Annotated in this window: 17 protein-coding genes and 2 tRNA genes; 5 read left to right on the top strand and 14 right to left on the bottom strand. The window is 67.0% G+C overall.

The window, feature by feature from the left end; genetic code table 11:
- The first annotated feature begins 354 nt into the window (after nucleotides 1-354).
- A complete protein-coding gene (locus ACX80V_RS20445) occupies nucleotides 355-882 on the top strand; it encodes a SixA phosphatase family protein (protein ID WP_485844673.1) in 528 nt (175 codons plus the stop codon).
- On the opposite strand, the gene ACX80V_RS20440 is transcribed toward ACX80V_RS20445, so the two are convergent.
- Nucleotides 860-1,822, bottom strand: a complete 963-nt coding sequence (locus tag ACX80V_RS20440) for a LysR family transcriptional regulator (protein WP_485844672.1) — start codon at nucleotides 1,820-1,822, stop codon at nucleotides 860-862. The genes ACX80V_RS20445 and ACX80V_RS20440 overlap by 23 nt on opposite strands.
- A 72-nt stretch (nucleotides 1,823-1,894) precedes the next feature.
- On the opposite strand from ACX80V_RS20440, the gene ACX80V_RS20435 reads away from it, so the two are divergent.
- Nucleotides 1,895-2,923 carry an EamA family transporter gene (locus ACX80V_RS20435; RefSeq protein WP_485844671.1) on the top strand — a complete coding sequence of 343 codons (1,029 nt, stop codon included), beginning with the start codon at nucleotides 1,895-1,897 and terminating at the stop codon, nucleotides 2,921-2,923.
- Nucleotides 2,924-3,467: 544 nt separating this feature from the next.
- Here ACX80V_RS20435 and ACX80V_RS20430 read toward each other — a convergent pair.
- The 5 genes from ACX80V_RS20430 to ACX80V_RS20410 all read right to left on the bottom strand — a co-directional run bounded on the left by ACX80V_RS20430 (nucleotide 3,468) and on the right by ACX80V_RS20410 (nucleotide 8,934).
- Complete coding sequence (locus tag ACX80V_RS20430; RefSeq protein WP_485844677.1) at nucleotides 3,468-4,082, bottom strand: TetR/AcrR family transcriptional regulator; 615 nt, start codon at nucleotides 4,080-4,082, stop codon at nucleotides 3,468-3,470.
- A gap of 83 nt (nucleotides 4,083-4,165) precedes the next feature.
- Complete coding sequence (locus ACX80V_RS20425) at nucleotides 4,166-6,202, bottom strand: YhgE/Pip family protein (protein ID WP_485844670.1); 2,037 nt, start codon at nucleotides 6,200-6,202, stop codon at nucleotides 4,166-4,168.
- Nucleotides 6,199-6,906 (bottom strand): ABC transporter ATP-binding protein, encoded by a 708-nt coding sequence (locus ACX80V_RS20420; RefSeq protein ID WP_099093374.1) that lies wholly within the window; start codon nucleotides 6,904-6,906, stop codon nucleotides 6,199-6,201. The genes ACX80V_RS20425 and ACX80V_RS20420 overlap by 4 nt, the downstream gene beginning before the upstream one ends.
- A gap of 131 nt (nucleotides 6,907-7,037) precedes the next feature.
- Entirely contained in the window at nucleotides 7,038-8,588 is a 1,551-nt protein-coding gene (locus tag ACX80V_RS20415) for a dihydrolipoyl dehydrogenase family protein (RefSeq protein WP_485844669.1), read from the bottom strand.
- A 272-nt stretch (nucleotides 8,589-8,860) separates the two neighbouring features.
- Nucleotides 8,861-8,934 (bottom strand) — tRNA-Arg (locus tag ACX80V_RS20410).
- A gap of 276 nt (nucleotides 8,935-9,210) precedes the next feature.
- Here ACX80V_RS20410 and ACX80V_RS20405 point away from each other — a divergent pair.
- Complete coding sequence (locus ACX80V_RS20405) at nucleotides 9,211-11,037, top strand: phosphoenolpyruvate carboxykinase (GTP) (protein WP_485844676.1); 1,827 nt, start codon at nucleotides 9,211-9,213, stop codon at nucleotides 11,035-11,037.
- A gap of 226 nt (nucleotides 11,038-11,263) precedes the next feature.
- Here the strand turns inward: ACX80V_RS20405 and ACX80V_RS20400 are convergent, their stop codons facing one another.
- The 4 genes from ACX80V_RS20400 to ACX80V_RS20385 all read right to left on the bottom strand — a co-directional run bounded on the left by ACX80V_RS20400 (nucleotide 11,264) and on the right by ACX80V_RS20385 (nucleotide 14,946).
- Nucleotides 11,264-12,424, bottom strand: coding sequence for a globin domain-containing protein (locus ACX80V_RS20400; protein WP_485844668.1), 1,161 nt, complete (start codon nucleotides 12,422-12,424; stop codon nucleotides 11,264-11,266).
- Between the two features lie 140 nt (nucleotides 12,425-12,564).
- Nucleotides 12,565-13,014: an RrF2 family transcriptional regulator gene (locus ACX80V_RS20395; RefSeq protein WP_485844667.1), complete on the bottom strand. Its 450-nt coding sequence runs from the start codon at nucleotides 13,012-13,014 to the stop codon at nucleotides 12,565-12,567.
- A gap of 17 nt (nucleotides 13,015-13,031) precedes the next feature.
- Nucleotides 13,032-13,541 (bottom strand): hypothetical protein, encoded by a 510-nt coding sequence (locus ACX80V_RS20390; protein WP_485844666.1) that lies wholly within the window; start codon nucleotides 13,539-13,541, stop codon nucleotides 13,032-13,034.
- Nucleotides 13,528-14,946 carry a phosphomannomutase/phosphoglucomutase gene (locus ACX80V_RS20385; RefSeq protein WP_485844665.1) on the bottom strand — a complete coding sequence of 473 codons (1,419 nt, stop codon included), beginning with the start codon at nucleotides 14,944-14,946 and terminating at the stop codon, nucleotides 13,528-13,530. The genes ACX80V_RS20390 and ACX80V_RS20385 overlap by 14 nt, the downstream gene beginning before the upstream one ends.
- A gap of 96 nt (nucleotides 14,947-15,042) precedes the next feature.
- Here ACX80V_RS20385 and ACX80V_RS20380 point away from each other — a divergent pair, with 96 nt between their 5' ends.
- Entirely contained in the window at nucleotides 15,043-17,223 is a 2,181-nt protein-coding gene (locus ACX80V_RS20380; RefSeq protein ID WP_485844664.1) for a RecQ family ATP-dependent DNA helicase, read from the top strand.
- Here the strand turns inward: ACX80V_RS20380 and ACX80V_RS20375 are convergent.
- From ACX80V_RS20375 to ACX80V_RS20360, 4 genes are all read right to left on the bottom strand, one after another.
- On the bottom strand, nucleotides 17,147-18,628 hold the full coding sequence (locus ACX80V_RS20375; protein WP_485844663.1) for an MFS transporter: 1,482 nt from the start codon (nucleotides 18,626-18,628) through the stop codon (nucleotides 17,147-17,149). The two genes, ACX80V_RS20380 and ACX80V_RS20375, sit on opposite strands and share 77 nt — an antisense overlap.
- A 249-nt stretch (nucleotides 18,629-18,877) precedes the next feature.
- A tRNA-Ser gene (locus tag ACX80V_RS20370) sits at nucleotides 18,878-18,965 on the bottom strand.
- A gap of 163 nt (nucleotides 18,966-19,128) precedes the next feature.
- On the bottom strand, nucleotides 19,129-19,644 hold the full coding sequence (locus ACX80V_RS20365) for a GNAT family N-acetyltransferase (RefSeq protein WP_485844662.1): 516 nt from the start codon (nucleotides 19,642-19,644) through the stop codon (nucleotides 19,129-19,131).
- Nucleotides 19,644-21,938 carry a prolyl oligopeptidase family serine peptidase gene (locus ACX80V_RS20360; RefSeq protein ID WP_485844661.1) on the bottom strand — a complete coding sequence of 765 codons (2,295 nt, stop codon included), beginning with the start codon at nucleotides 21,936-21,938 and terminating at the stop codon, nucleotides 19,644-19,646. Before ACX80V_RS20360 ends, ACX80V_RS20365 begins: the two co-directional genes overlap by 1 nt.
- A gap of 75 nt (nucleotides 21,939-22,013) precedes the next feature.
- Here ACX80V_RS20360 and ACX80V_RS20355 point away from each other — a divergent pair, with 75 nt between their 5' ends.
- On the top strand, nucleotides 22,014-24,038 hold the full coding sequence (locus tag ACX80V_RS20355) for an FAD/NAD(P)-binding protein (RefSeq protein ID WP_485844660.1): 2,025 nt from the start codon (nucleotides 22,014-22,016) through the stop codon (nucleotides 24,036-24,038).
- Nucleotides 24,039-24,141: the final 103 nt, after the last annotated feature.

The raw sequence follows: 24,141 nt of genomic DNA, 5'->3' as shown, positions 1-24,141 counted from the left end.
CCCCTGCCGCCTGACTCCCAATTCCAAAGACAAACCGGTGGTTCCCGCTCGCCACACGGGCACCCCCACGCGCGCCGACCGAACGGACGTCACCTCATTTTCGGACTAGTCCTTCAGCACCGCACCAAAGCGGCCGGACCCCTGGGGCGCGGCCGCTTTCGCTTTCGCGCGACATCCTTCGGCGCCTGCGCTCGTTCTTCACGCAACAACGGCGCTTTCAGGATGCCCCGCTGCGCTGCAGCGCCCTCTCTACGTGAAATGTCGCTTTTGCGCGTCCGGGCTCGCGAGTATTGGCCTCCGCGGCTGATGTTCGACGGCGGCGCGGCTTACCTGTGTGGGCGTTAGGCTTGGGGGATGAGCGACCACCACATCAAACGCCTGGTGATCATGCGGCACGCCAAGTCCGACTGGCCCGGCGGTGTGGCGGATCATGAGCGGCCTCTGGAGGAACGGGGACACCGCGAGGCGCCCCTGGCCGGCAAGTGGCTGGTCAAACACGGCATCCTCCCGGACTTCATCCTGTGTTCCAGTGCGCTGCGCACCCGCCAGACCTGCACCTGGGTGTGCTCAGAACTGGGGGACAAGGCCCCGACGCCGAAACTTGAGGACGGACTCTACGCCGCCTCTGCGCTGCGGATGCTCGCCGTGGTCAACCACGTGCCTGATACCGTCACCACGCTGATGCTCATCTCGCACATGCCTGGCGTCCAGGACCTCGCCATGCACCTGGCCTCCCGCGACTCAAACCACGACGCCTACATGGAAGCCGCCACGCGCTACCCCACCAGCGCCCTCACGGTGCTGGAAACGGAAAAATCCTGGGCCGAGCTGGATGGGCAGGACGCCCGGCTGACCAAGTTCAAGGTCCCGCGAGCCCACTGAAGCCACGGGATCCACTGACCCCATGGGACCCGGCGACCCCGCGCGTGCCGGCGACCTCCCGCAGCAGTCCGGCGACGTGCTGGATGCCCGGGCTGGCCGCCATGGTGCGGCGGTACACGATGCCCACCTGCCTGACCTGCGTGGGGTTGACCAGGGGCAGGCCGACGACGTCCGCAGGCAGCGCGGGCCGGCCGAGGCGGGGGACCAGCGCCACAACGGCTCCCTGCTCCACCAGTGCGATGTGGGTTGCGAAGTCTGGATCGTAGACCCTGATGTCCGGCACCCGGCCAAGGTCGGCGAAGATCCTCAGTAGAGCCTCGTTGCAGATGGCCCCGTGCGGCGTGCTGATCCAGCGCTCGTCCACCAGATCCGCCGGTTCCACCTGGCCGCGTCCTGCCAGGGGATGGTTGCGGCGGACCAGGACGTCCGCTACGTCCTCGCACAGCCACTCCAGTGTCATGTGCTCCGGTATCACCAGCGGGACGGAGTTCCAGTTGTGGACCACACCCAGGTCCGCCTCCCCGTTGGCCACCCGCGCCACGGCTTCCCGCGGGTCCTCGGCCAGCACGCTGAGGTCCAGGTCCGCTCCGGAGGACGCCAGCCGTCCCAGCAGCGGCCCCACCAGGCCCCTGCAGGCCGTGGAAAAGGCAACAACCTTGAGGTGCCCGGTCGGTTTGGCTGGATCCGCCAACAGGGTGGATTCCAGTTCCTCGAGCTCCGACAGGATGCGCCGGCCGTACGCTGCCAGCGTGAGCCCCCGCTCGGTCAGCAGCACGCCGCGGCCGCGACGTTCCAGGACGGGGAATCCGGTCTGTTTCTCCAGCTTCTTGATCTGCTGGGAGACTGCCGACGGACTGAAGCCAATTACCTCCGACGCCGCTATGACCGAACCGTGCTGTTCAATCGCCGCCAGGGCCCGCAGTGAGCCGATCTCAATCATGAAGCAAACGTACATGATTCGAAGCAGAATTCAACGCTGGTGCTTCATCTGCCGGTCTGCAAGAGTGGGACCGTGAATCTCCGACACTCCCTCCTTGCCGCCTTGGTCGCCGTTCTCTGGGGCCTGAACTTCGTGGCCATCGACTTCGGCCTGCATGCGAACGGCCGTGAGGTTCCCCCGCTGCTGTTTGTGGCCATGCGGTTCCTCCTAGTGGTCTTCCCCTGGATCTTCTTCATCAGGAAGCCTGACGTCAGCTGGAAGGCTATCGTCGGCGTCGGCGTCTTTATGAGCGCGGGCCAGTTCGGCCTCCTCTACCTGGCCATGGCGCTGGGCATGCCGGCAGGCCTCGCCTCCCTGGTCCTCCAGGCGCAGGTGCTGCTCACTGTCCTCCTGGCCGCCGGGTTCCTGCGCGAGCGCCCCAGCCGGAGCCAACTGGCCGGCGTCGTTCTTGGCGTTGCGGGGCTGGCCGTGGTGGCCGTCGGCCGCAGTGCCGTGGCACCGGTGCTCCCGCTCATCATCGTCCTGGGAGCCGCGTTGTCCTGGGCGGCCGGTAACGTCGTTGCGCGGAAGGCCAAGGCCGCCTCCGGGCTGGGGCTGGTGGTCTGGTCCGGCGCAGTAGTGCCGCTGCCCCTCGCTGGACTGTCGCTGCTGGTGGACGGGCCGGACGCGGTGTTCGGCACGCTGGCAGACCTCCAGCCGGCCACGATCCTGAGTGCGCTGTACACGGCCATTTTCGCGTCGCTGGTGGGGTATGGGATCTGGAACCGGCTCCTGGCCAGCTATCCGTCGTCGGCCGTGGTGCCCTTTACGCTGCTGGTTCCCGTGGTGGGCATGAGCGCGGCCTGGCTGGCGTTGGGGGAGGTGCCCACGCCGGCGGAACTGGCTGGCGGGTTGCTCCTCCTGGGCGGGGTGGCGACGGCCGTGCTCACCGGACGCGGCCGGCAGGTTCTGCGGCTGGGTCAGCGGCGGGGCGCCGGTTTGGCGCCCGTCTTGGTGCCCGGTTTGGGTGCCGGTTTGCGGACCGGGGAGGCGGACGACGACGGCCGCTTGGCTGCTGAGGCTGGCATCCGGGCGGGCGCACGGGAGCCTGACGCGCGCTGACCGGTGGCGGCACCCCGGGGTGCCGCGCCCCGGGCCGCGGTGGCTCCGGTTGCCGGGCGCCGCGCAGCAGGGCGGCCAGTGCCGGAAGCCGGCCGCCGCTTGGCTGGCGAGGGCCTCCGTTTGGCAGTCCCCAACCGCCTGCCCGCCGGCCAGACTGCGCCAAGGAACAGGACCGCTAGCGTGGCCACCGCTGAGGCCCCACCCCAGTAGAAGTAGTTGTCCGGATCCCCGGTGGGGAGCGGTGTGCCGAAGAACGACGACGGTTCGGCGAAGGCCAGCTCCCAGGTGCTGACGAAGGCAAGGGAGAAGGCAATGGTGAGGCTGGATCCCACTGCGGTGGCAACCAGTACAAAGTGGCGCCCGCGGGCCAGGACCTCCGCCACGGCCGCAACATAGGCCAGCGCAACCAGGCCCAGGAACGTGACCATCACGGCCTCTTCCAGGGTGATGGCGGTGAGCACCAGCATGCCCAAGGCGGCGACGGCCGCGATCACGGCGAACTTCCCGCTGTTACCCATGTGGCGCATGCGTCCAATCATCCCTGCTACTTCACGACATAGCCGCGCATGATTGCCATGATTGCTGCAACGCTTTGGTCACGGGTGCGTTCCGGGTTGTAGGTCTGCCGGTCAAGCCCCACCACAAAGCAGGCGCCAAAGATCGCCGTTTCGAGGCTGCCCCGCGAGATCGATTCGTCCACCGGATAGACGGCAGCCACGTTCCCTATGGCCGCGCCGATGACCGCCAGGAGTTCAGACCTGAGCACCGCGAACGTGTCCCGCCATTCGCTGGGAGTCCGCCAGTTTTCGCTCACCCACAAACGGGCGAAGGACGGGTAATCGTCCATAAAATCCATGGCCTGGCCGATCATTGCCTCCATGGCCACCAGTGGATCGGCCCCGGGCTGCCCCGCCTCGCTAAGCAGGCGTGTCTTCAGGATGTCCACGCCGTGCCGCAGCAGCTGCGCGATCAGGTCCGACTTGCTGCCGAAGTTGTAGTAGACCGTGCCCTTGGAGACGCCCGCCGCCGCGGCAATCTCGTCCACAGTGACACCCGCTGCGCCACGCTGGCCGATCAGCTCCATGGACGCGTCGAAGAGCTTCTGCCGGGTGGCATTGGTCCGGGCCGGGCGGAGTTTCTTCTCGGCGGGACCGTGCATGGCGGGATCGTGCCCCACGGGATCATGCACGGCCGGATCATGCACGCCAGGCTCAGGCACCCCAGATCCCGGCGCGGGAGGGCTCATACCGCGATCTCCGGTTTGAGCGTTTTGAGCGTCCAGTACTTGTGCTTCCGGACCGCAAACGTGGACATCGCCGCGCCCAGCAACGTGTAGCCGAGCAGCCCAAGGACAGTGGGCACGATCCCGGACAGGTCCGCACCGTAGATGAGGTGCCGCATGCCTGTGACCACGTAGCCCATGGGCAGGATTTCGTGGACAACATGGAGTGGCTGCGGGGTGGTCTGCCAGGGGAACGTGCCGCCCGAGGACACCAGCTGTAGCACCAGCAGGATCAGCACCACCAGCTTGCCGGGTGACCCCAGCAGCGCCACGATGCCTTGGATGATGGCGCTGAAGGCCATGGCCGCGGCCAGCATAAACAGCCACATCAGCACCGGATGCGCGGGGTTGAGGCCCAACGCCAGGTTCACCACGAGGGTCAGCAGGCTCGCCTGCACCACCGAAACGGCCAGGAACGGAAGCCAGCCGCCGACGGCGATTTTCCAGGCCGGGGCGTTCGACGCCAGGGCGCGCTGGGTGATGGGCCGCATCGCCTGGACCAGCATGAAGATGCCGATCCACAAGGCGAGTGTCAGGAAGAACGGTGCCAGCCCCGCGCCGTAGGAATCGGCTTTCGCCTGGGAGACGTTGCTGACCGCAACAGGATCGGCAATCACTTCGGAGAGGCTGCTCTTCTGCGAATCGTCCGGGTTGGGCACCTGCCCGGCGCCCTTGGCAATTTCGTCGGCCAGCGTCCGTGAGCCGTCAGCGGCGGTGCCGGCCCCCGCTTCCAGCTGCCCCGCACCGGCGTCGAGCGTTTGCGCCCCTTCCGCGAGGCGTCCGGTGCCGTCGAGCGCAGTCTGCTCGCCGGTGGCCAGCGTGGCCGCCCCGGTGTGGAGCTGGTCAGCGCCACCGGAAGCCTGAACAATGGCGTCCTTCAGCGCGGGGGTGGCCGTGGCCAGCTGGGCTGCGCCGACGCTCACGGCTTCGGAGCCGTCCGCGAGCTGCTGGATCTGGGTGGCGTCTGTCTGGATCCGGGTTTTCGCCGCGGCCACGGGGCTGGAGGCTGCCACCGTATCGAAGTCGGCCAGGATTTTGTCTGCCTGCACCTGGGTGATCACTTCGGATGCGACCAGGCGGGCATTCGATTCGATCACACGCGTCCGGAGCCCCTGGTCCGCGGCATCAAGCTGCGTGACAACGTCCTGGACCTTGGTGTTCAGCTGCGCGTTCCCCGCGGCCACCTGTGCCGCGCCGTTGGCCAGGGTCCGGGTGTCCGTGGGCAGGGTGGCGGTGCTGTCCTTCAGGACGGAGAGCCCGCTGCTGAGCTGCCCGGCGCCGTCGGTCAGCTGATTGGCCCCGTCCCGCAGTTTCAGCTGCCCGTTGTACAGCTCGCCGGCTCCTGCGCTGAGCTCGCTGGTGCCCGTATGCAGCGTGACAGTCCCGTCGCGGAGGGTGGCCACGCCGTCCGTCAGCTGCCCGGCGCCGTCGGCGGCCTTGAGCATCTGGGCGTGGATGGTGCCGAACCCGGTGAGCAGCTGGTTCGCCGTCTCTTCGCCCACTTCCTTGGCCACCGTTGTGTGCACCGCGGTGGTCAGCTTGTCCACGATGGTGCTCAGCAGGTAGTTGTTGGCATCGTTGGTGGTGACATTCAGCATCGCCTGGCTGGCCGAATCGAAGCTGCCGGGTGAGACCAGGTTCGTGGAGAACTCTGCCGGGATTTTCAGTGCAAACGCGTACTTGCCGCTGCTGACCCCTGCGTCGGCCTCGGCCGCCGACGGGACCGCCTGCCAGTTGAAGACGTTCCCCTCCACCAGGCCGTCCGCCACCTTCTTGCCCGCCTGGAGCTCGGTCCCGTCGCTGGACGTGGCGCCGGTGTCTTCAACCACCAGGGCGGCCTCGATCTGGTTCAGGTTCCCGTAGGGATTCCAGTTGGCGTACAGATACACGGCCCCGTACAGGAGCGGCACCATGATCAGGGCCAGGATGGTCAGCTTCGGCAGCAACCCACCGGTCATCCGTTTGAGTTCGGAACGGGCCAGCCGCAGCACGGTCACTTGGCATCCTCGGTTTCGAGTAAGAGGGATTCGGTTTCTTCGTCCGTGAGAGCCGGCGCATCGGGCGCTTCGTCCACGTCCGGGACGGCGTTGCCGATCACTGTGGCCGGTCCCGTCCACCCTGCCGGGAGGGCAGTAACGGTGACGACGACGGCGAGCGGCCGGCCGGCGTCGTACGCCAACTCCTCAAGCCGCGGGAGCCAGTCCGCAGCGTGGGCACCGTGCCTGTCGGGGGAGTCCACCACCAAAAGGTCCGTGTGCGGGTTGGCGAGGGCCAGGGCCGTCAGCAGTTCAATGCGCCGGTCCGGCGCCAGCTGCTCCGTCCACAGGTCCGCGATGTCCTCGAAACTGTTGACTTTGAGCCAGGGCTTGCTCAGCAGCGCGCCCCGGTAGCGGCGGGGGATCAGGGCGAGGTCCTCGGTGACAAGGTCCCGGACACTGAGGTGCTGCTCGGGCTCATTCACGTTGGGGGAATCCACCAGGGCGCTCGCGAGGCGGAGGGATTTGGTGCGTTCGTTGGCGTCCCAGGACATCCGGCCGCCAGTGGGTTTCATACGCCCGCTGATGGTCAGGGCAAGGGCTGTCCGCTGGTCCTGGCGTTCGGCGGTGACGAGGAGGAGCTCACCCCGGCCGACCCGCAGAGAGGTGGGCGGAAGCAAATCGTCGCGCCGGCCCTTCACAAGGAGCTGCTGTACGGAGAGCAAAAATGGCCTTTCGACGGTGTATGTCCACCTCCAGCCTAACTGAACTGACTGGTCAGTTCAAATAGCGCGTCATAGCGCACGGGAGTAGGGCGGCTGGAGTAGCCCAGCGCGAACGGACACTTGGGCCCCTCCTACAAGCCGTACTTCTCCAGGAGCCGCAGCCACACCTCGCTGACCGTGGGAAACGATGGCACCGCATGCCACAGCCGCTCCAGCGGGACCTCGCCCACCACGGCGATGGTGGCCGCGTGCAGCAGTTCGCCCACGTCCGGGCCCGCGAAGGTGGCGCCGAGCAGGACCCGCCGGTCCTCGTCCACCACCAGTTGCGCCCAGCCTTCGTAGTGTTCCGAATGCAGGGACGAACCCGACACTTGGATTGGGAGCTCCACGGACGACACGTTGTAGCCGTCCCGCTTTGCCTGCTCCACCGAGCGCCCGACGGCCGCCAGTTCGGGATCGGTGAACACCACGTTTGGGACAGCATGCTGGTTGGCCGTCTGGGCGTACCGGCTCCAGGCCTCGGGGGCCCCGCTGAGCTCGCCCTTGGCTCGGGCCGCGATCGCGTCGCCGGTGGCCCTGGCCTCGTATTTGCCCTGGTGCGTGAAGAAGTTTCTTCCTGCGGCGTCGCCAACAGCGTAAAGCCAGGGATCCTCGCCTTCCTCGCCTTCCTCGCCTTCCTCGCCTTCCTCGCCTTCCTCGCCTTCCTCGCCCGGGGTGCCCGGGGTGCCCGGGACGTCCGGGAGGCCCTGGACTAGTCCAGTGGAGTCGGTGGTGAGTTTCAGCGGCTGCCCGTCCTGCGCCTCGAAACCCAGGCTTTCCAGGCCGAGGCCTTCGAGGGCGGGATGCCGGCCTGTTGAAACGAGGACCTTGTCCGCAATGACGGTGGTGCGGCCGTCCGGCGTCTGGTCCTGAAGTGTGAGGGTGAACGTGCCGTCGTCGTTTTCCCGGACACTTTCGGTGGACGTGTTGAGGCGGACCGCCACGCCGTCCGCGCGCAGCCCCGCGACCACAAGTTTGCTGGCCTCTGCGGGGAACGTGCCCAGCAGGCCGCTCCTGGCCACCAGCGTCACGTCCGAGCCCAGGCGTGCGAATGCCTGCGCCAGTTCGCTGCCCGCTACGCCCCCGCCGATCACGGCCAGGCGCTCCGGCACCTCCTTGGCCGAGGTGGCTTCACGTGTGCCCCAGACCTGCAGATCCGCCAGCCCGTCGATGGGAGGTGTGGTTGGCGTGGAGCCGGAGGCGAGTACGACGGCGTGACGCGCCTTGAGCTCGTAAGTGTTGCCGTCCAGCCCGGCTACTTCAACGGTGCGCGGCTCGGTGATCCAGCCGTGGCCACGGATCAGCTCAATCCCGGTATCTTCCAACCACTTCACCTGGCTGTCGTCCTGCCAGTTTGCGGTGAAATAGTCCCGGCGCTTCAGGACTGCCACTGCATCCAGTGTCAGGGTGACGGCTTCCGCTGCGCCGGGTACCGTCTGTGCGCCGTGCAGGGCGGTGCCGGGGCGGAGCAGGGCCTTGGACGGCATGCAGGCCCAATACGAGCATTCGCCGCCCACCAGTTCGGCTTCAACAAGGACAGCCGTCAGGCCGCCCTGGACCACCCGGTCGGCGACGTTTTCCCCCACGGCACCAGCGCCGATCACAATGACATCGAATTCACGTTGCAGCGTTTCAGGCGTCATTCGTCCAGCCTACGCCCGCCTCGCGGGAGGCGGGGAGCGCCGTCGTCGTCAATCAGGGGACTGCGCAACTGCGTAACTTTTGACCGCAGCGGGCCGGGTCACCCGCGGGAATCCAGGGGCGGTGCCGGGGTTTGCTACCAAAAGTGACGCATTTCCGCTGTGAAGGCGCGCGTGGCCGTGCCGTTCCTGGGGCCGAGGCCGGTGGCAGGAAAGGGGCGCTACGCTTAACGACAAAAGGCCCGTATCGGCGAACCGATACGGGCCTTTCTCTGTGCGCCCAGAGGGATTCGAACCCCCGGCCTTCTGTTCCGTAGACAGACGCTCTATCCAGCTGAGCTATGGGCGCATTTTGTGTTTCGCGGCGTTTCTTGCTCCCCGAACCTCGAATTACTTTACGCGAGGGTGGCCCGGAGTTCCAAATCGAGAGGCATGTAATCTAGCCAACTAGACCGGTCTAGGTGACCTTCGTCACTTAAATTCAGCCGTTTGTTCGCGGTTTTCCTTGAATTTGCGCGGTTTTCGGCTCCAACGATCACGAACGTGCACCGCTGGCCTCGCATGACGCCCTTGGGTGGCCAATAGCATTTAGGACACACCGATGAACCCGAGGAAGGGAACCGCAATGGGCGATCTGGCGCAGAAGCCGCTGCTTGAGAAAGCACCCACCACGCATGCAGCACTGCTGGCATGGGTCGAAGAGGTTGCTGAGCTTACGCAGCCCGACCGGATCCACTGGGTTGACGGGTCCGAACAGGAAAACACGCGTCTCACGGACGAGCTCGTCGCAGCAGGAACGCTGACGCGCCTGAACCAGGAGCTCTTCCCCAACTCGTTCGCTGCATTCTCTGATCCCGCGGACGTAGCCCGTGTGGAAGAGCAGACCTTCATCTGCTCCGAGAAGGAACACGACGCCGGCTTCACCAATAACTGGATGGCTCCGGCTGAGATGAAGCAGAAGCTGCGTGGGCTGTTTGCCGGCTCCATGCGCGGACGCACCATGTACGTCATCCCGTTCGTGATGGGGCACCTCGACGCTGAGGATCCCAAGTTCGGCGTCGAGATCACCGACAGTGCCTACGTGGTTGCCTCGATGCGCATCATGGCCACCATCGGCACCGACGTGCTGAACCGCATCACCGACACCGACGCGTTCTTCGTGCCGGCGCTGCACTCCCTGGGAGCCCCTCTGGCGCCCGGCCAGGTCGACGTGCCGTGGCCGTGCAACCCGGACAAATGGATTGTCCACTTCCCCGAGGAGCGTTCCATCTGGTCCTTTGGCTCCGGCTACGGCGGAAACGCGCTGCTGGGCAAGAAGTGCTTTGCCCTGCGCATCGCCTCGGTGATGGCCCGCGACGAAGGCTGGCTGGCCGAGCATATGCTCATCCTGAAGCTGACCTCCCCGGAGCAGAAGACCTACTACATCTCGGCCGCTTTCCCGTCCGCCTGTGGCAAGACTAACCTTGCGCTGCTTGATCCCACCATCGAGGGCTGGAAGGTGGAGACGCTGGGTGATGACATCACCTGGATGCGTTTCGGCAAGGAGGGCGAGCTTCGCGCCGTCAACCCCGAGGCCGGCCTCTTCGGCGTGGCTCCGGGCACCGGCTGGGGCACCAACCCCAACGCGATGCGCGCTATCGCCAAGGGCAACAGCATCTTCACCAACGTCGCACTGACCGACGACGGCGGCGTGTGGTGGGAGGGCATGACCGAGGAAGTGCCCGCTCATCTGACCGATTGGCAGGGCAACTCCTGGACCCCGGATTCGGACAAGCCCGCAGCCCACCCGAACTCACGCTTCTGCACGCCGATCGACCAGATCGACATGCTGGCCGAGGAATACAACAACCCGGACGGTGTGGAGCTTTCCGCGATCCTGTTCGGCGGCCGCCGCAAGACCACCATCCCACTGGTGACTGAGGCCCGCAGCTGGTCAAACGGCATCTTCATGGGTTCCACGCTGTCCTCCGAAACGACCGCTGCAGCTGCCGGTGCGGTGGGCGTGGTCCGCCGCGACCCCATGGCCATGCTGCCGTTCATGGGCTACGACGCCGGCGACTACCTGAACCACTGGGTCAACCTGTCCGCAAAGGCCAACCCGGAGCGCCTGCCCAAGATCTTCCTGGTCAACTGGTTCCGCCGCACGGCCGAGGGCGGCTTCGCCTGGCCTGGCTTCGGCGACAACGCCCGTGTCCTCAAGTGGGCCATCGAGCGCCTGGAAGGCAAGGCAGACGCCGTCGAGACGCCGATCGGCTTTGTTCCCACCGGCGAATCCATCGACCTCAAGGGCCTGGACATGACGCCCGCCCAGGTCGAGGAAGCTGTCCGCGTTGACCCGGCCGAGTGGGCCACCGAGCTCGCCTCCATCGAGGAATGGTACGCCAACTTCGGCGATTCCCTCCCCGAGGCGCTGCAGTCCGAGCTTGCCGGCCTGAAGGCCCGCCTGGGCTGACGTCCCCACCGCCTCCCTAGCTTCGCTCCGCTCAGACGGGGAACCCTCGGCGGCGGAGGCCCCGCTTATGACGACGGCGGCCCCGCACCTTTGCAAGAAAGGTGCGGGGCCGCCGTCGTACTCTGCGCGAACGGACACTTCGGTCCCCTCCGGAGGCACGAAAGGACACTTAAGCACCGGGGCTTAAGTGTCCTTTCGCGCTTCTGTCGCTAGGAAGCATCCGACGTCAGGAAGCGAGCCAGATGTCCGGTCCGAAGACCTCGTAGTGGATGCGAGTGGCCGGGATGCCGGCGTTGATGGCCTCGTTGCGGATGTGCTTCATGAACGGCAGCGGGCCGCAGAGGTACAGCGACGCGTTGGCCGGCAGGTCCACTTCGCGCAGGGACATAAAACCCTCGTTGGCCCCGTCCTGTGGCTCTTCGAGCCACAGCTGGAGGTCGGCACCCGCTAGGCGTTCGACGTCGTCCGTCATCTGACCGCGCAGCGCCCAGCTGTCCAGGGTGCTTTCCGCGTGCAGCACCAGCACCTGCCGGTCGGAGCCCGACTCGGCGAGGGAGCGCAGGATCGACGCCGTCGGTGTGCAGCCGATGCCGGCCGATGCCAGGACCACCGGACCGTCGCCGTCCTTGAGGGTGATCTCGCCGTAGGGGTTGGAGAGTTCCAGGATGTCACCGACTCCGACGCCGCGGTGCAGCACCGGGGACACCTCGCCGTCGTCGTCCAGCTTGGTGGTGAAGGTGCGGCCAGTGCCTGCGTCATCGGACAGGGAGTACTGGCGGACCTGGCGGAGTCCGTCCGGGAGTTGCACCTTCACGCTGACGTACTGGCCGGGCAGCGCGGGGGTGACGGGGGTGTCGTCCGCGGGTTCAAGGGTGAAGGTCATGGCGCCGGTGCCCGCAAAAGTCTTGGCGGCGACCCGCCACGGGGTCCACATTTTGTCGTTCGCCTGGATGGCGTAGAGGCCCTTTTCAATCTTGATCAGGGCATCGGCCATCAGCCAGTAGACCTCGGTCCAGGCCTCGGCGATCTCCGGGGTGATGACTTCGGCCAAGTCCTCCGCGATGGCCGCGAAGAGGTGCTCGTAGACCACCTGGTACTGGGGCTCAGTGATGCCGAGCGACGCGTGCCGGTGGGCGATGCGGGAAAGCACGGTTTCGGGGAGGGTGCCCGGGTTGTTGACCAGGTGCGTGGCGAAAGCGGCGATGCTTCCGGCCAGCGCCTGCTGTTGGTTGCCCGAGCGCTGGTTGGAGCGGCTGAACAGGCCATCCAATAGTTCCGGGTGGGCGGCGAACAGCCGTGCATAGAACTTGGGAGTGATGGCGCCGATCCGGGAACCGACGAGCGGCAGCGTGGCCTCAATGACGGGGCGGGATTTGTCCGAGAGCATGTGTACTCCTGCGATAGGGGACCGGACTTTCGTCCGGTCAATGTGAATACTTACATTTGAAATGCGTATATTCGTACTTCAAGTTCTACACCCCGTAGAAGTTGAGATCAAATCGGTGGAGATGCGGGCGCGGCGCGGGGCTATAGGCCGGGGCGCAGGCCGATCATCTGGAAGACGGGTGCCATCTGCCGCGAGCCGGGAAGTTCGGCCACAACCACGGCATCAAGTTCCCGGTAAAACGCTTCACGGGCGCGGGCCAGCGCGGCACGAAGCCTGCATTCATGGATCAGCGGGCAGTCACCGCCCGGAGCGACACAGTCGGCGGCGTCCGTCCGGGTGTCCAGGTCCCGCAGGACCTGGCCCGCCGTTGCCCGGCGGCCAGCCGGACTCAGCCGGGACCCTCCGCTCCTGCCACGTTCTACCTCGATCAGGCCCAGGGTCCGCAGCTTGGCCATCGCCTTGCTGACGTGGTTGTACGGCGTGCCCACAGCATCGGCGATGTTCTGCGTGGTGAGGAGAGTGGCCCCGGGCGCGGCGGCCAGAACCATCAGCGCCCGGAGGCTGACGTCTGCGAAGGCGTTGATTTTCATGGCCACCGGGCTGCGGTCTAGTCCACCCAGACGGTGGGTTCGCTGGTGTCAGCGGCGAGCTGGCCAAACTCCCATTCGTGGGTCCCGGTGTTGGCGGCGTAGGGGAGGACCGCGGCGAAAACGGATCCGTCGCGGTGCTCAGCAGCTACATGGATGGCATCTGTTTCTTCCTCGACCAAGAGGATGTCGCAGACAATGGCGGCCGCCCGGAAATCAGCACGGTTCTGCCGGAGCAGTTCGGTGAGGTCGCTGATCATCGAGTCCGCGTCGAAGTCACCGTCAGAGCCGTCCTGGGCATCAGCCGGTGTGACGGCCACCAGGCGGACTTCGCCGTCGTTCTCCACCACGAGTGCGAACGGCAGGAAGCCGCCGTTTCGCTCGAGCTGTTCCTGGGCCGCGCCGACGCCTGTGCCCAGCAGGTTTTCCAGATCCGTGGCCGAGGCCTCCGGAACGGAAGCCCGCCACGAAGCCACGGCAGCCGGGCCGTCCGTGGCTTCGTGGGCCACCTCCGGCTTAGCGCCGGACATTGGACAGCACGCGGTCGCGGACGCTTTCCATCATGGCCCGGTCCGTTGCTTCCACGTTCAGCCGGAGGAAAGGCTCCGTGTTGGACGGGCGCAGGTTGAACCAGAAGCTGCCGTCATTTGCTGTGAACGTGCTGCCGTCCATGGTGTCGACGGTGATGTCCTCGGCGGCAAAGTCGGTGCGGACGCGCTCAACGGCGCCGGCCTTGTCCTCGATTTCGGAGTTGATCTCTCCGGAGGAGACATACGGCTCGTATTCGCGGCCGAGCTCGGACAGCGGTCCGTCCTGCTCGCCGAGGGCTGCGAGCACGTGCATTGCTGCGAGCATCCCGGTGTCTGCGTTCCAGAAGTCGCGGAAGTAGAAGTGGGCTGAGTGCTCGCCGCCGAACACGGCACCTTCCTCGGCCATGACTGCCTTGATGAACGAGTGGCCCACGCGCGTGCGGACGGCGCGGCCGCCGTCGTGCTCCACCAGTTCGGGCACTGCACGGGAGGTGAGCAGATTGTGGATGACGGTGGGCGTGGCCTCGCCCTGCGCCTGGGCGCGGGCGATTTCGCGGCGTGCCACCATACCGGTGATGGCCGACGGCGACACGGCCTCACCCTTTTCGTCGATGACGAAGCAGCGGTCGGCGTCGCCGTCGAATGCCACGCCGATATCGGCGCCGTGCTCAACGACGGCGGCCTGCAGGTCGCGGAGGTTCTCCGGCTCGAGGGGGTTGGCCGGGTGGTTCGGGAAGGAACCGTCCAGTTCGAAGTAGAGGGGAATGATGTCGAAGGGCAGCTTGGGCAGCAGGGCGTCGCCCAGCACCGCCGGGGTGGTGAGGCCGGCCATGCCGTTGCCCGCGTCCACAACTAACTTAAGCGGCCGGGAACCGGAGAGGTCCACCAGCTGGCGGAGGTACTCGGAGTAGTCCTTCAGGACGTCGTGGACGCCGATCAGGCCGCGGACGGGGGCTGCCGGGATGGAGCCTTCGTTGAGGTACTTCTCGGCGAGGGCCTGGATTTCTTTGAGGCCTGATTCGGAGGAGATGGGCTGCGCGCCGGCCTTCGACATTTTGATGCCGTTGTATTCGGCAGGGTTGTGGCTGGCGGTGAACGTGGCGCCGGCAGCGTTGAGGGAGCCGCAGGCGAAGTAGAGCTCATCGGTGGAGATCAGGTCAAGGAGCTTGACGTCGGCGCCGCGGGTGGCTGCGCCGTCAGCGAAAGCCTTGGCGAACTCGGGGGAGGAGGGACGCATGTCGCCGCCTACCAGGATCGTCTGGCCCTCCAGTTCCAGGACATCAACGAACGCGGCGCCCACGGCTTCGACGATTTCAGCGGTGATGGATTCGCCCACGATGCCCCGGACGTCGTAGGCCTTGAAGGATGCCGAGAGGTCAAAAGTATTTGTCTGTTCGCTAGTCACGGGTTTTATCTTACGTGGACCCGCGGACCTTCACGGTTGTCCACATACGGCGGTCCCGACTTTATGGGTGTCGGTGGGGGCTGGGATACTGAATCAATGGTCGATACCCAGAACGCCGCCCTCCTTTCCGTTTCCCCTGACTTGCCGTCCGACACAAAAAGCCAGGCACTGGAGGTTCTCCGCGAACTCGTGGGGCATCCGGCGGCGGATTTCCATGACGGACAGTTTGAGGCGATTGAAGCACTGGTCGACGGCGGCCGGCGGGCTTTGGTGGTCCAGCGCACCGGTTGGGGAAAATCGGCCGTGTACTTTGTGGCGTCCCTGCTGCTCCGGCGGCGCGGCTCCGGACCCACCCTGATCGTTTCGCCGCTGCTCGCCCTGATGCGGGACCAGGTGGCTGCCGCCGCCCGCGCCGGAGTGCGCGCCGTGGCCATCAACTCGGCGAACCAGCTGGAGTGGGACACTGTCCGGGAACAGCTCGCCAACGATGAAGTCGACGTGCTGCTCGTTTCGCCGGAACGGCTCACCAACCCGTCCTTCCGCGAGCACCAGCTGCCGGAGCTCATCCGGCGGACAGGCCTGCTGGTGATTGACGAGGCACACTGTATTTCAGACTGGGGCCACGACTTCCGGCCGGACTACCGCCGGATCGCTGACCTGATCACCCAGCTGCCGGAGTCCGTGCCTGTCCTGGCCACCACCGCCACAGCCAACTCGCGCGTGGTCCACGACATCGAGGAACAGCTGGGCGCCGGCGTCCTCACCATCCGCGGAACCCTTTGCCGGGATTCCCTGCGCCTGGGTGTTCTGACCCTCCCGAATTCCCGCGAACGGCTGGGCTGGCTCCTGACGCACCTTGCCGATCTGCCCGGCAGCGGCATCATCTACACGCTGACAGTCTCCGCCGCCGAGGATACTGCCCGGCTTCTCGCCGAAGCCGGGCACACAGTTCAGGCATACACCGGTAGGACCGATCCCGCGGACCGGGAGCGCGCAGAGCAGATGCTCAAGGACAACCAGGTCAAGGCTCTGGTGGCCACCTCGGCGCTCGGCATGGGCTTCGACAAACCGGACCTTGGCTTCGTCGTCCACCTCGGGGCACCGTCCTCCCCCGTGGCGTACTACCAGCAGGTGGGCCGCGCGGGCCGTGGCGCGGCGAACGCAGATGTGCTGTTGCTGCCGGGTTCTGAAGACCGGGATATCTGGCAGTACTTCGCCACCGCCTCCATGCCGTCCGAGGAGAAAGCCACAGCGGTGCTGACAGCGTTGGCTGAAGCCGGAACTGCCGTGTCAACGGTGGCGTTGGAGGCCCGTGTCGATCTCCGCCGCACCCCGCTGGAGCTCCTGCTGAAGGTGCTGGCCGTGGATGGCGCCGTGGAACGTGTCGGCGGGGGGTGGCGTTCGACCGGCCAGCCGTGGATCTACGACGCCGAGCGCTACCGCCGGATCGCCGAGGCCAGGGTGGACGAGCAGGACTCCATGGTGATCTACCAGGACACCGCGGGTTGCCGGATGGAATACATCACCTCGGTCCTCGATGACGAGACGGCGCACGCCTGCGGGAAGTGCGACAACTGTGCGGGCCGCTGGTTCCGGGCCGATATCGCCGAGGACGCCACGGCAGCGGCGGGTCAGACGCTCACCCGCGCCGGCGGTGTCCTGGAGGCACGGCTGCAGTGGCCCAGCGGCATGGACCGCCTGGGCGTTCCGGTCAAGGGCAAGATCAAGCTCGACGAAGGACTGGCGGACGGCCGCGTGCTGGCCAGGCTTACCGATCTCGGCTGGGGCGGGGCGCTGCGGGAACTCTTTGCGGCCGGCGCCGCAGACCGTCCGGTGGATCCTGCCATGCTCCAGGCCTGTGTCCAGGTCCTGCGGGAATGGGCTACCGGTGACGGCCGGAACCCGGGCTGGAGCGGTGCAGGCCGACCGGCCGCGATCGTCAGCATGCCTTCCCGGAGCAAGCCTGAACTGGTCCGCTCCCTTGCCCAGGGAATTTCGGAAATCGGCAGGATCCCTTACCTCGGCGAGCTGGACCTGGGCCACGGCGGACCCACTGGAAGCCGTGGCGGCAACAGCGCGTACCGGTTGGCCGGTGTTTGGGACCGCGTCATGGTGGGCCCGGAGTTGGAGGCCGCCATGGCAACACTTCGCGGGCAGGGCGTGATGCTGATCGACGACCTCGTGGACAGCCGGTGGACCGTTACCGTGGCTGGACGCGCCCTGCGCCAGGCGGGGGCGGGGGCTGTTCTTCCGCTCGTGCTTGCCCAGGCCGGCTGACCTCTGCGCCGGCCTGCCGGTGCAGTGACAGGCTGTCCGCCGTACTGAAGAGCATCAGGACGGCCATGGTGAGGAAGGCTCCGCGGAAGGGGCCAGCGTGATCCGAGGGGAAGGCTGCCACGCCGTCGAAAATCCGGATCAGCAGGGCGCCAACGGCGATGCCGGCGCCCGCGGCGAGCTGCACCAGGGTCGCCGACACGGAGTTGGCCGAGGTCAGCTGGGAGGGTGCAATGTCCGCGTACTGCACCGACGCGTAGGCGGAGAAACCGATGGAGCGGAAGGCTCCGCTGCACACCAGCAGGGCGAATATCAGGGCCTGCGGCGTGTCCGGCGTGAGCAGGGCGCACAGTGCGAAGGTCACCGCCGATGCCAGGGAGCCGAAGACCAGCATGGCCCGGAAACCGAAACGTCGGATCAGCGGCGTGGTGGCCGGTTTGATGCCGATGTTGCCGATGAACACGGCCGCCACCATAATTCCGGCATGCAGCGGTGACCAGCCGAAACCGGTCTGGAACATCAGGGGCAGGAGGAACGGCACCGAACTGATGGTCAACCGGTAGACGAACCCGCCGGTGGCCATGGCCCGGAAGGTGCGGGTGGAAAAAACACCGAGATCAAACAGAGGGTTCTTGGCCCGCCTCATCCACAGCACGGCGGCCGCGAGGGCGCATACCCCTGCAGCCGCGCTGATAGCTGCCCATGGCCCGTCGGGGTGGGCGGTGGCCAGTTCCAGGCCCACCACCAGGGCACCTACGCCGGTGGTGGTGAGGAGCAGGCCCAGCCAGTCGAGCCGTCGAGTGCTGTCTCCGGCCCCGGTTGGAACCAGGCTGAGCGCGGCGATGAAGGCGGCCGCGCCCAACGGCAGGTTGATGAGGAAGATCCAGTGCCACGACAGGTAGGTGGTTAAGGCGCCGCCCACAAGCGGTGCCAGTACGGGCGCCAGCAGCGCCGGCCACACCAGGAAGGCCGTCGCCCGCAGAAGCTCCGATTTGGGTGTGCCGCGCAGGACCAGGAGGGTGCCGACCGGAACCATCATGGCCCCACCGGCGCCCTGCAGGATCCGGCTCAGCGTCAGCACAGTCAGGTCGGGGCTGACGGCGCAGGCCAATGAAGCCAGTGTGAAGAGGGCAATCGCGGAGCAGAATACCTTGCGTGCCCCCACACGTTCAGCAAGCCAGCCGCTGAGCGGGATAGCCATGGCCACGGTCATGAGGTAGGCCGTCATGGTGATGTTTACGTCGGCGGCCGGAACACCAAAGTCGCTGGCGATGTTGGGGATGGCCGTGGTGAGGATGGTGCCGTCCAGGAACTCCATAAAGAATGTGGCAGCCACCAGTAGCGCCAGGCGTGGATTCCACGCCTGGCTTGTGCTGGTTTCCTCGCCCCGGGAATTGCTTACTGCCATTCCACCATCCTGCCACCGCAGCCCTTTGTGGAGCCTCCGGCGTCCGCACCCCGGACCGCCAGCCCAGCCCACCCGACACCGCCCGGCTCCCGCCCGCGCCACACGCCCGCCTCCCGCCCATATACGTAGCAGTAACTGTCGTTATGAGCGCTCATAACGACAGTTACTGCTACCTAGTTTGGGTTTGGTGGCATAAAAGCACTTCCCCGTGGAACGCAAAAGGCCCCGGTCCAGGACCGGGGCCAAACGCGGAGACGGGGGGATTTGAACCCCCGGTGGAGTTGTGCCCCACACTTCATTAGCAGTGAAGCCCATTCGGCCGCTCTGGCACGTCTCCAATCGCTATTACTAGCCCACCAAGGATACGCAGAACGGGGCACGCAGTGCAAAACGGCCCGTGAGCGCTTGTCTCAGGGCCCGCACACAAGTCCCGCGACGCCGTGCGCCCCGCGAAAACCCCGGCTCACCCACCGGCCCAAACACTTGCGCAAGAGAGCAGATCAACGGGAGCGGATCAACCTGATTTCGCGGAGGTCTTCCCAGTCGGGTACCCGGTCCTCGGCCCCGTCCGGAACGAAACCGAGCCGTTCGTAGAATCCGATGGCCCGGGCATTGCCTGCGGCCACCCAGAGACTGGCTGGCCCTGTACCGAGCGCAGCCTCGAGAAGCCGGCGCCCCAGGCCCAGCCCCTGATGCGATGCCAACAAATACAATCCCCAGAGCTCCAGGTCACCGGACGGCGGCGGCGGGTGGCCCGCCGGGGAACCGGGAGCGGGCAGTCGGCGGGCGCCGGCGAATCCCACCACAGTGCCATCGTCGCACGCTGCCCACACCTCGGCGGGGTTCGGCCGGTCCAGCAGCTGGTGCCACAATGCCAGCCGGCCTGCCGGATCCACGGCTGCCAGGAAAGCGTCGGACAGCATGCCACGGTACGTTTCCTGCCAGCTGCTGACATGGACTGCGGCAAGCCGTTCCACGTCAGCAGAGACTGCCCGCCGCACCGACAACACAGACATCAACCGCCTGCCAGCGTCCGCCATAGGAAGTGCTGGCTGCGGGCCTGCAGCGCGGCGGCCTGCCGGTTGTCCGAAGCTCCGGCGTGGCCGCCTTCCAGCGCTTCGTGGAACCAGACATTCGGGATGCCCATCGCCTGCATCCGGGCGGCCATCTTGCGGGCCTGGACCGGTCCTACCCTGTCGTCCGACGTGGCCGTCCAGATGAATGTTTCGGGGTACTCCACGCCGTCCTTGAGCAGGTGGTACGGAGAGAAGGTCTTGATGTACTCCCATTCCGCCGCCACGTCCGGGTCGCCGTATTCGGCGATCCAGGAGTGCCCGGCGGAGAGCTTGGTGTAGCGCCTCATGTCCAGCAGCGGAACGCCGCAGGAGATAGCCCCGAAAAGTTCCGGGTAGGTGGTGAGCATGTTGCCCACCAGCAGCCCGCCGTTGGACCCGCCCACGCAGCCAAGCCGCTCCCGGGAGGTGACGCCACGGTGGACGAGGTGCTGCGCCACGGCGGCAAAGTCCTCGAATGCGCGGTGCCGGTTTTCCTTGAGTGCGGCCCGGTGCCAGGATGGCCCGTATTCGCCGCCGCCGCGGATGTTGGCCACAACGTAGACGCCGCCGCGGGAGTGCGCTGCCTCGCCGGGCCCGCCGGAGGTGGCGGTCCTGCGTTCCAGCCAAGCCCTGCCGACGGTTCCGCTGTACGCAGGGGTTCGGGAGACTTCGAAGCCGCCGTAGCCGGAGAGTTGCGTGGGGTTCTGCCCGTCCAGGACAAGGTCCCGCGAGGCCACCTGGAAGTAGGGGACGCGGGTGCCGTCCGCGGACACGGCGAAGTGCTGCTGCACCTCGTACTTGTCGTCATTAAAGAACGACGGCGACGCCTTGACAGCCGCATGGCTGCTCACCACGCCAGCCGTCCCGGCAACGCCCCCGCCGGAGCCAGCGGTCCCGGCAGGATTCCGCGTGAGGCTTCCGCGCATCAGTGTGCTGGGGGTGGTGAATCCGGTGGCGACCAGCCAGAAGTCGTCGCCCGCACCGCCGCCGGCACCGTCGCTCGCACCGTCGCCGGCCGGTCCTTCATCTTCGTCGTCCACCGCGTAGGCGTTGACGTCGTGCAGCGGCGGGCAGGCATCCAGCAGCGACGAAGCCCAGGCGCCGCCGTCGGCCGCACTCCCATCGGACGCAGCCCCGTCGGCCGCAATGCCGGGAACAGAGGGATCCAGCACCCGGATCTCGGACGAGACGTCCCGCAACAGGTTCAGCAGCAGGAAATTCCGCGTCCAGCTCCACGACTGGAGCGAAGTGTGCGCATCCGGCGTAAACAGCACCAAGAGATCCCGCGCCCCCGCAAGGTAGTCCTCGAACTTTGCGGCCAACAAGGACCCGGCGGGGTACGTGTTGCCCTCAAGGGACCAGTCCTGCTGCGGCCGGAACAGGAGCCATTCGCGGTGCGCACTGAGGTTAACATCTGTCGGCGCATCGATCTCGAGCCAGGCGTCGTCCCAGCGGACAAACGTGCTCCGGTTGTAGAAATCGATGTAGTCCACGGCGAACGTGCGCTCAAAACCGGGAGTGGAATCGTGCGCCACCACGGCCATCATGTGGTCCTCCGGCACCTCAAAAAGCCGGGCAGCCGCGGAGAGGGCCTCGCCACGTCGCAGGGTAACAGCCGTCCGGGCATATGAGGAGGCGGTCCGCGGCAGGTCCCCGGCCGTGGAGGCGACCAGCAGCGTGTCCGCGTCCAGCCACGAGACGTTCCCCTTCGCCGTCGGCAGGTCAAAACCGCCGTCGGCCGGGTCAACAAAAGTGCGGGTCCCGACGTCGAACTCGCGGTAGCGGTTGGCGTCGCCGCCGTCGGGGGAGAGCGCCAGCAGCGCGAGGCGGTACGGCTCTCCCGCGGCGGGGCGCAGGAACGTGGCGCCGTGGAATACCCACTCTTCGCCTTCGGCGGCGGCGAGGGCATCCACATCCAGCAGCACATCCCACTCGGGGGAGTCCGTCAGGTAGCTTTCCCAGCTGGTGCGGCGCCACAGCCCCTTCGGGTTCGCCTGGTCCTTCCAGAAGTTGTAGTACCACTCGCCGCGCTTGCCCACCATGGCGATCCGGTCCGTGGAGTCCAGCACCTCCAGGATGCTTCCTTCCAGGCCGGCGTAGTCGGCGTCCTCCAAAAGGTCCTCGGTGCGGGCGTTCTGCTCCCGGACCCAGGCAAGCGGTGCCTGGCCGTAGATTTCCTCCAGCCAGACGTTCTCATCAGTGGGTTCGGGGGCGGGCGATGAACCGGGCGCTTGATCAGCTGCAGTGGTGGTCATGCGCCCCATCCAAACAACATTTTCGCGCCGCAAGCAAGTCAAGTGCCTGCGGCGCATGCCGATACTCTGGATGCCGTGGGTAAATCGAAGAGCATCCGGACAGCCATCATCGGCGCCGGACCACGGGGAACAAGTGTGCTGGAGCGCCTGCTCGCACACGCCGCCGCCCACGCTGCCGCCCACTCCGGCCCCGCATCCCTCCATATTGACGTCATCGACCCCTATCCGGCGGGTCCGGGGCACGTGTGGCAGCCCGGCCAGTCCCGGCTGTACCTCATGAACACCCAGTCCTTCTATCCGACGGTCATCCCGGAAGACGCCCGGCTGGCGCCGCCCGTCGCGGGCACCACGTTCGACCGCTGGCGTGCCCGGCAGCAGCGTGAGCCGATGCCGGCCCTGACGCTGGACGAGCGGTCCGAACTGGCTGCCTTGGGATCGCGGGACTTCCCCAGCCGGGCGCTGTACGGCCGCTACCTGCGCTGCACGCTGGACGAACTGACGGCAAAACTGCCCGACGGCGTCACCGTCAGTTTCCACGAAACGACGGCCGTATCGGTGCGCCCGTCGCGCGACGGAACACCGGGGACGCCAGGGGACGGCGCCCCGTGGGACGGCTCTCAAGGGGACGGCACCCGAGGCGAGGCAATCCCAAGTACCGGAACGTTCGACGTCGGACTTGCCGGCGGCGGTTCGCTCACGGTCGATTCCGTCGTCCTGGCCCTGGGGCACCTGGCGTCCCGGCTGAACCCTGAGCAGCGGGAGCTCCAGGCGTCGGCCGCTCAGCTGGGCCTGAGCTACTTCCCGCCGGCCGTCCCGGCGGACGTCGACTGGGCCGCGATTCCGGCCGGCGAACCGGTCCTCGTCCGGGGCATGGGGCTGAACTTCTTCGACGCGATGGGCCAGCTCACGGAGGGCCGCGGCGGGAAATTCATCGATGCCGGAACCCGGCTCGAGTATCAGCCTTCCGGCCAGGAGCCCCTGATCATTGCAGCCTCCCGCCGCGGTACCCCGTACCGGGCCAAGGCAGCGCTGGCCGGCTACTACCCGGCGTCGGTCACCCTGCGGTACCTGACCGAGGCCGCGCTGGAACGGTTCGCGGCCACCGGAATCCGGCCGGGTTTCGACCACGATCTCTGGCCCCTGCTGCACCGCGACACCCTCTGGGCCTACTACTCCACCCTGGTGCGCTCGCAGCCGGCGGCCGTCCCCGATGCGTCCGAGTTCCTGGCCGCGTTGGAGGAGGCGCTGCGGCCGCATGCCCACAGCGCCGCCAACTGGGAGGCCGCGGTGGAGAGCGTCCTGGCCGTGCACGTCGGGCCGCGGCACCGGCTCGATCTGCCGGGCCTCGCGTCTCCCCTGGCGGGCAGGTCCTTCGGATCGCGCGCTGAACTGGATGCCGCCGTCGTCGAGTACCTGCTCGATGACGCCCGCCGGTCCGCATTGGGCGAGGAGGATCCGGTGAAGATGGCCATCGGAGCCCTGCATCACGGGCGTGCGGTGCTGAAAACGGCAGTGGCCGACGGCGGCATCACCGATGAGTCCTGGGTGGCCGGCCTGCGTGGCTGGTTTGAGTCGTTTGTGGAGGGCCTGGCCAGCGGGCCGCCCGCGCTCCGCGCCGAACAGCTGGCCGCCCTGGCCCGCGCCGGCGTGGTCAGCTTTGTGGGGCCCGACCCCCGGTTCAGCGTGGACCGCAGGTCAGGCCGCTTTACGGCCGTGTCACCCTGGGTGAGCGGTCCGCCGGTGGCGGCGAAGACCATGGTGGAGGCCCTCGCGCCGGCCAACCGTGTGTCCGCGAACGATTCACCGCTCATGGAACAGCTTCTTGCGGACGGGATGGTGCGGCCCCGGCTGATGATGACGGCGGAAGGTGCGCCGGTGCAGGCCACGGGGCTGGACGTGGCGCCGCACCCGTACCGGCCGGTGGCGGCCAACGGCTCGGTCACCGATGGTCTCTATGTGTTGGGCCTGCAGCTTTCGGCAACCCAGTGGGGCACGGCCATCGCCGCGGAAGCGCTCCAGCCGGGCGGCGCCACGTATGCCAGCGGGCAGCGGACGCTCCGCGACGCCGACGAAATCGCACAGGGGATCCTCGGACACTGAGGATCCCCGCCGCAGCGAAATATTCGTCCTCGCGTCCCCTGAGTTTTTGTCCAGATAACGTCCCCTGAGCGTTCGGCAACGCCGACTGGACAAAAACTCGGAG

Source organism: Pseudarthrobacter arbutini, assembly GCF_054510915.1.
This window is presented reverse-complemented; position numbering and strand designations above follow the sequence as displayed.